Below are 6152 nucleotides of genomic sequence, written 5' to 3' on the forward strand. Positions count from 1 at the left end.
CCAGCGTGCCGGGCCGGCGGACCGCGAGGTCACCAGTCGTGGACGGTGCCGTCCGCGAGGCGGTTGTACGGGAGGTATGCGACCTCGTACGGGTACTTGCCCGCCTCGTCGACGTCGAGCTCGACGCCGAGGCCCGGCTGGTCGCCCGGGTGCAGGTAGCCGTCCGTGAAGGTGAAGGACTGCTGGAACACCTCGTTCGTCCGCTCGCCGTGCTGCATGTACTCCTGGATGCCGAAGTTGTGGATCGCGAGCCCGACGTGCATCTGCGCGGCGAGGCCGACGGGGGAGATGTCGGTCGGTCCGTGGAAGCCGGACTTGACCTGGTACTGCGCCGCGAAGTCCATGACCTTCTTGAGCGGGCTGATCCCGCCGAAGTGCGTGGAGGCGGCACGCACGTAGTCGATGAGCTGCTCCTTGATGAGCCCCTGGAAGTCCCACACGGTGTTGAAGATCTCGCCGATCGCGAGCGGTGTGGTCGTGTGCTGCCGCACGAGGCGCAGGGCCTCCTGGTTCTCCGCAGGCGTGCAGTCCTCGAGCCAGAACAGGTCGTACGGCTCGAGCGACTTGCCGAGCTTCGCAGCCTGGATGGGCGTCATGCGGTGGTGGCCGTCGTGCAGCAGCGGAAGGTCCGGCCCGAACTCGTTGCGCACCGCCTCGAAGACGCCGGGCAGGTGGCGCAGGTAGGCGCGCGTGTCCCAGTCCTCCTCGGCCGGGTGCGCCCCGCGGCGCGCCGGCTCGTGGTCGTAGCGCTCGTCGTTGCCGTCGAGCGCGGCCTGCGACGCGATGCCGTAGATCGCCTTGAGGCCCGGCACGCCGGTCTGCACGCGGATCGAACGGTAGCCCTGCTCCTGGTGGGAGCGGATCGAGCCGAACAGCTCGGGCAGCTCCTTGCCGGACGCGTGCCCGTACGCCATGAGCCCGGTGCGGCTCGCACCGCCGAGCAGCTGGTACACGGGCAGCCCGGCGACCTTGCCCTTGATGTCCCACAGCGCCATGTCGACTGCGCCGATCGCGGCCATGGTCACGGGCCCGCGACGCCAGTAGGCGGAGCGGTAGAGGAACTGCCACGTGTCCTCGATGCGGTGCGGGTCGCGACCGATCAGGAGCGGTGCGACGTGCTCCTTGAGGTAGGCGACGACCGCGAGCTCGCGTCCGTTGAGGGTCGCGTCGCCGAGGCCGGTGACGCCGTCGTCGGTCGTGATCTTGAGGGTGACGAAGTTGCGGTTGGGGCTCGTGACGATGACGTCAGCGGCGATGATCTTCATGATCCTGCTCCTTGGGGGCGGGGGGTTCAGGCGTCGGCGTCGGGCGTGGTCGAGAGCGCCTCGCGGCGCGCCTTGACCTCGGCGACCATCTGGCCGAAGACCTTCTCGGTGAGGGGGTAGGCGAGCATGATCAGCACGCCGAGCGCGATGAACGCGGCGGGAACGAAGCCTGCGACGAGGCGGATGCCGTCCTGCGTGCCCTGGGTCTGCACGTCGGCGTCGGCCACGTACCCGATCCAGCCGAGCGCGTAGGCGGCGGCTGCGCCGCCGATCGCCTGGCCGAGCTTGCGGACGAACGAGAAGACGGCGTACGTCGTGCCTTCGGTGCGCACTCCGCTGCGCCACTCGCCGTACTCGACCGTGTCGGCCTCGAGGGCCCACATGAGGGTGTTCACCGCGGCGAGGCCGATGCCGTACAGACCGAAGGAGACGACCGCGAACGCGGGGATCGACGGCGGGCTGACGGCGACGCCGACGGCCCCGACGATCGCGACGAGCGACGCGACGATGTAGGAGCGCTTCTTGCCGAAGCGACGCACGATGCGCGGGATGAACGGTGCCACGACGAACATCGCGCCGGTCGACACGACCGTCAGGACGATGAACATGTTCGCGTCGCCGAGGACGTCGCGGGCGTAGTACGCCTGCACGGTCTGGAGCGAGAACATCCCGACGAGGAACATGAGCGCGCTCGTGCACAGCATGAGCAGCGGGCGGTTGCCGCGCAGGGTGGCGAGGCTCTGCTTGAGGGAGACCTGCGCGACGTCGCGCACGACGGTCTCGCGTGCCGTCGAGAAGAGCAGCATGTACAGCCCGAACCCGACGACGACGAACAGGAGGGTCGTGAGCGTGAGCGACTGCTGCAGGTTGTCGGAGTTACGGATCTGAGGAGCGACGACGAACGACAGCATGATGATCGTCGTCGCCGTGCCGATCGTGCGGAAGCTCGCGAGCTTTGCGCGTTCCTCCGGGACCTGCGTCATCGCTGAGGCGAGCGAGCCGTAGGGGATGTTGACGAGCGAGTAGGCGAGGCCGAGCGCCGCGTACGTGAGGTAGGCGTAGACGAGCTTGCCGGTGCCACCGAGCCCGCCGGGGACGGTGAACGTGGCGACCGAGAGCAGCAGGACGGGCAGCGACCCGAAGAGGAAGAACGGCCGGAACTTGCCCCACCGGGTCATCGTCTTGTCGACCTGCCGGCCGGCGTAGATGTCGGCGAACGCGTCCCAGGCGCGGACGACGAGGAACAGGGTGCCCGCGGCTGCGGGGGAGATGCCGACGACGTCCGTGTAGTAGAGCAGCAGGAACATCGACGTCATGGAGAACGCGAGGTTGTTCGCGGCGTCGCCGGCGGCGTAGCCGACGAGCTGGCGCATCCGCAGTCCCCGCGTGGGGGTGGCCGCGCGAGGGGCGGTGAGGGCAGGGTTCACGGACGGTGAGACCCCAGCGACGTTGCTGGTCATGGTCGTTTCCTCGATCGTGGGGAGGGTCAGGGGCGGGCGGTCCAGCGGCTGCGCAGCGCGTGCGCGGCGGCCTTGGGGCGGCGGTCGCGGGTGAACGCGCCCTTCTTGTTGCCGTCGGCGCGGAACACACCGTCGGAGGTCTGGAAGTCCGCGAAGTTCCACACGTGCTCGCCGACGACGGCGGGCACCTTGTCGAAGACGCGGTGGTTCATCTCGAGGTAGGCCACCTGGTACTCCTCGCTCCAGGGCGTCTGGTGCAGGGAGTGGAGGCCGGCCATCGTGTCGGCGCCGTACTCGGTGATGATGATCGGCTTGCCGTCGCCCGCCCACTGCTCGAGCTCGGCGGTCCACGCCTCCTCGGCGGCCGCGAGGTCGCCGGTGTTGACGTACCAGCCGTAGTAGCGGTTGAGCATGATGACGTCAGCGAGCTCGGAGACCTGGCACTTGCCGTGCGGGGCGAGCATGACGTTGACGAACCCGATCGGGCGCGTGCTGTCGAGGGACCGGGCGAGCTCGAAGAGCGGCTCGAAGTAGGCGCGTGCGGCGTCCGTGTCTGACTCGGGCTCGTTGGCGATCGACCAGAGCACGACGGACGGGTGGTTCTTGTCGCGGGCGAACAGCTCGCGGATCGCCTGGGCGTGCACCTCGCGCGACGTGTCGTTGATGGTCTCGGGGGAGAAGGTCGTGTAGCCCTGCGTGCCGAAGATGCCGCCACCGAGGCCCATGTTCTGGCCGACGGCCGCGACCTCGTCGATCACGACGATGCCCTGGCGGTCGGCGTAGTCGTAGACCTCGTCCGCGTACGGGTAGTGCGAGGTGCGGAACGAGTTGGCTCCGATCCACTCCATGAGCGCGAAGTCGTGGACGAGGAACGCGTCGTCGTGCCCCTTGCCGCGCACGGGGGAATCCTCGTGCTTGCCGAAGCCGGTGAAGTAGAACGGCTCGCCGTTGATGCGGAACTCGGTGCCGACGACCTCGACCGTACGGATGCCGACCGTCTGAAGGTAGGAGTCGATGAGCTCGCCGCCGTTCTCGAGGCGGATCTCGAGCTCGTACAGGTAGCCGTCGCCAGGCGCCCACAGGTGCGCGTCGGCGACGTGCAGCTCGGAGCTCGTGCCTGCGGCGCGCGCGACCTCGACGCCGTCGGCGTCGCGCAGGACCGTCACCACGGTGACGTCCTCGGGGCCGTCCGTGACGACGTCGTACCCGACGACGCCGGTCGTGCCGTCGATCGTCGTCGTGACCGTGACGTCCTCGACGCGCGTGCGCGGCGTCGCGGTGAGCCACACGCTGCGGTGCAGGCCCGCGTAGTTGAAGAAGTCGTGGAAGTAGCGCTGCCGGCGGCCCTGCGGGGTGTCCTCGACGATGCCCGGGGGGATCGTCTGGAACGTCAGCTCGTTGTTGACGGCCGCGGTCACGCGGATCTCCTCGCCCGGCGTGACGAGCTCGGTGATGTCGACCTCGAACGGCGTGTAGCCACCCTCGTGGCGTGCGACCTCGGTGTCGCCGACCCAGACGACCGCGCGGTGCGTGGCGGAGTCGAAGCGGAGGCTGATGCGCTGGCCGGCCCAGCCGCGCGGGACGCGGGCGGTCGTCTGGTACCAGGCGTCGCCGACGTGGGTGCGGGCGGCCGGGTCCGTGAGGATGTCGTTGTAGGAGGCGGGCACGGGCATCGCGACCGACCCCTCGAGGGGGGCGGCGAACCAGCGTGCGTCGTGCCCCGCGCCGGTCCCGTCGAGGCGCAGCTCCCACAGGCCGTTCAGGGACTTGCGCTCGCGGGTGGTGGTGTCCTGAGGACGAAGCATCGTCGGTTCCTCTCGCAGGGGTGGTGGGGTTGGTAGAGCCATTCAGCGCCTGCGCGCAGGGGCGCGGCAAGCGGTTGCCATGGATTGCCGCGTGCCGTACGTTCGCCGCATGGTCGACGACGACACAGGCGCCAAGCCGCCCACGATCTACGACGTGGCTGCGGCCTGCGGAGTCGCCCCGTCGACCGTCTCGCGGGCGTTTTCCCGGCCCGGCCGCGTCGCTGCGGCGACGGCCGCGCGCATCCACGAGGTCGCCGAGCAGATGGGGTACCGCAGCAACCCGTTCGCGCAGGCCCTGCAGGGATCGCGCACGAAGCTCGTCGCGCTCGTCGCGTCCGACCTGACGAACCCGTTCTTCTTCGAGATCATCCGCGGCGCCGAGCGTGCCGCCGCGGAGCAGGACTACACGCTCCTCGTCGCGGACGTGAACGAGTCGACCGAGGTCGAGCGCCAGGCGCTCGACCGCACGGCGGGCATCGTCGAGGGGATCGTGCTCGCGACGTCACGCCTCTCGGACACGTCCATCCGCGCGATCGCGCGGCGTCAGCCCGCCGTAGTGCTCAACAGGGTCGTCACGGACGTGCCGAGCGTCGTGACGGACAACGGGCGCGGCATGCGCCGCGCCGTCGAGCACCTCGCGGAGCTCGACCACCGCACGATCACGTACCTCGCGGGGCCTGAGGCGTCGTGGGCAGACGGCATGCGGTGGCGCGCGGCGCAGGAGGCGGGGCACGAGCTCGGCCTGCGCGTGCGCAGGCTCGGCCCGTTCGCCCCGACGATCGACGGCGGGCGCGCGGCAGCCCGCGCGTTCGCGGAGGCGCGCACGACGGCGGTCGTCGCGTACAACGACCTGATCGCGATCGGCTTCATGCAGACGGTGCAGTCGTGGGGCGTGGCCGTCCCGGGGGACGTGTCGGTCGTCGGGTTCGACGACATCTTCGGCGCGGACTTCTGCTCGCCAGCCTTGACGACGGTCGCCGCGCCGCTCGCCGCGCTCGGGAAGCACGCCGTCACGATGCTCGTCGAACAGCTCAGCACCGTAGGGCTGCGAGGCGCCCGGACGGTCGTGCCGCGGCGCCCCGCGCTGCTGCCGGCCGCGCTGCGCGTCCGCGAGTCGACGGGCCCGCGCCCGCGCCGCCAACGCGCCTGGACGCCGACGCCGCCCGCAGCCTGAGGCCGGCGGGCGGTTCCCTGTCCGCCCTGTCCCCACTCGCTCTGTGTCGATCGTCTGCCGGCCCGGCGCTTCTTCCCTCTCTCGCCGATCACTCTCGTCCCGGCTCACCTCCCTGTTTCGCTCACCGATCGCCCTGATGCACGCGTGAGGTGTGGATGCGGGCGATCGGTGCGCGGCCCACCTCACCTTCCTGCGCACGGATCGCCTCGGTGCACACGTGAGGTGTGGATGCGGGCGATCGGTGAGGCGGGTGCGGGAGGCGCCTGCCCGCCTCAGACATTCGAGAGCGAGAAAGTGATGCGGGATAGGTACATGAGGCTGGGGCCTCGACAGCGTCCAATCGAGGGTCCGCCGCTTGTCGAGAGCAGGGTGATCGACCCGGCGATGTGTCAGCCGGGCTCGTCGGTCTCCTATGACCCGGCGTACTCCTACCGGTGTGACGGGTTCG

At 70.0% G+C, this 6152-nt stretch carries 4 protein-coding genes; 1 reads left to right on the top strand and 3 read right to left on the bottom strand.

Going from position 1 to position 6152, the window contains the following annotated elements; translation table 11 throughout:
• Positions 1-29: 29 nt before the first annotated feature.
• From manD to uidA, 3 genes are read right to left on the bottom strand one after another with little or no spacing between them, the layout of a single operon-like run.
• On the bottom strand, positions 30-1265 hold the full coding sequence (gene manD / locus AC4F3Q_RS06090) for a D-mannonate dehydratase ManD (protein ID WP_491039180.1): 1236 nt from the start codon (positions 1263-1265) through the stop codon (positions 30-32).
• Between the two features lie 26 nt (positions 1266-1291).
• Entirely contained in the window at positions 1292-2725 is a 1434-nt protein-coding gene (gene uidB / locus AC4F3Q_RS06095; protein ID WP_491039181.1) for a glucuronide transporter, read from the bottom strand.
• A gap of 26 nt (positions 2726-2751) precedes the next feature.
• Positions 2752-4530: a beta-glucuronidase gene (uidA, locus tag AC4F3Q_RS06100; protein WP_491039182.1), complete on the bottom strand. Its 1779-nt coding sequence runs from the start codon at positions 4528-4530 to the stop codon at positions 2752-2754.
• A gap of 109 nt (positions 4531-4639) precedes the next feature.
• Here uidA and AC4F3Q_RS06105 point away from each other — a divergent pair, with 109 nt between their 5' ends.
• The gene (locus tag AC4F3Q_RS06105) at positions 4640-5704 is read left to right on the top strand and encodes a LacI family DNA-binding transcriptional regulator (protein WP_491039183.1); all 1065 of its coding nucleotides are present in this window, start codon (positions 4640-4642) and stop codon (positions 5702-5704) included.
• Positions 5705-6152: the final 448 nt, after the last annotated feature.

Source organism: Flavimobilis sp. BM9 (genome assembly GCF_058313055.1).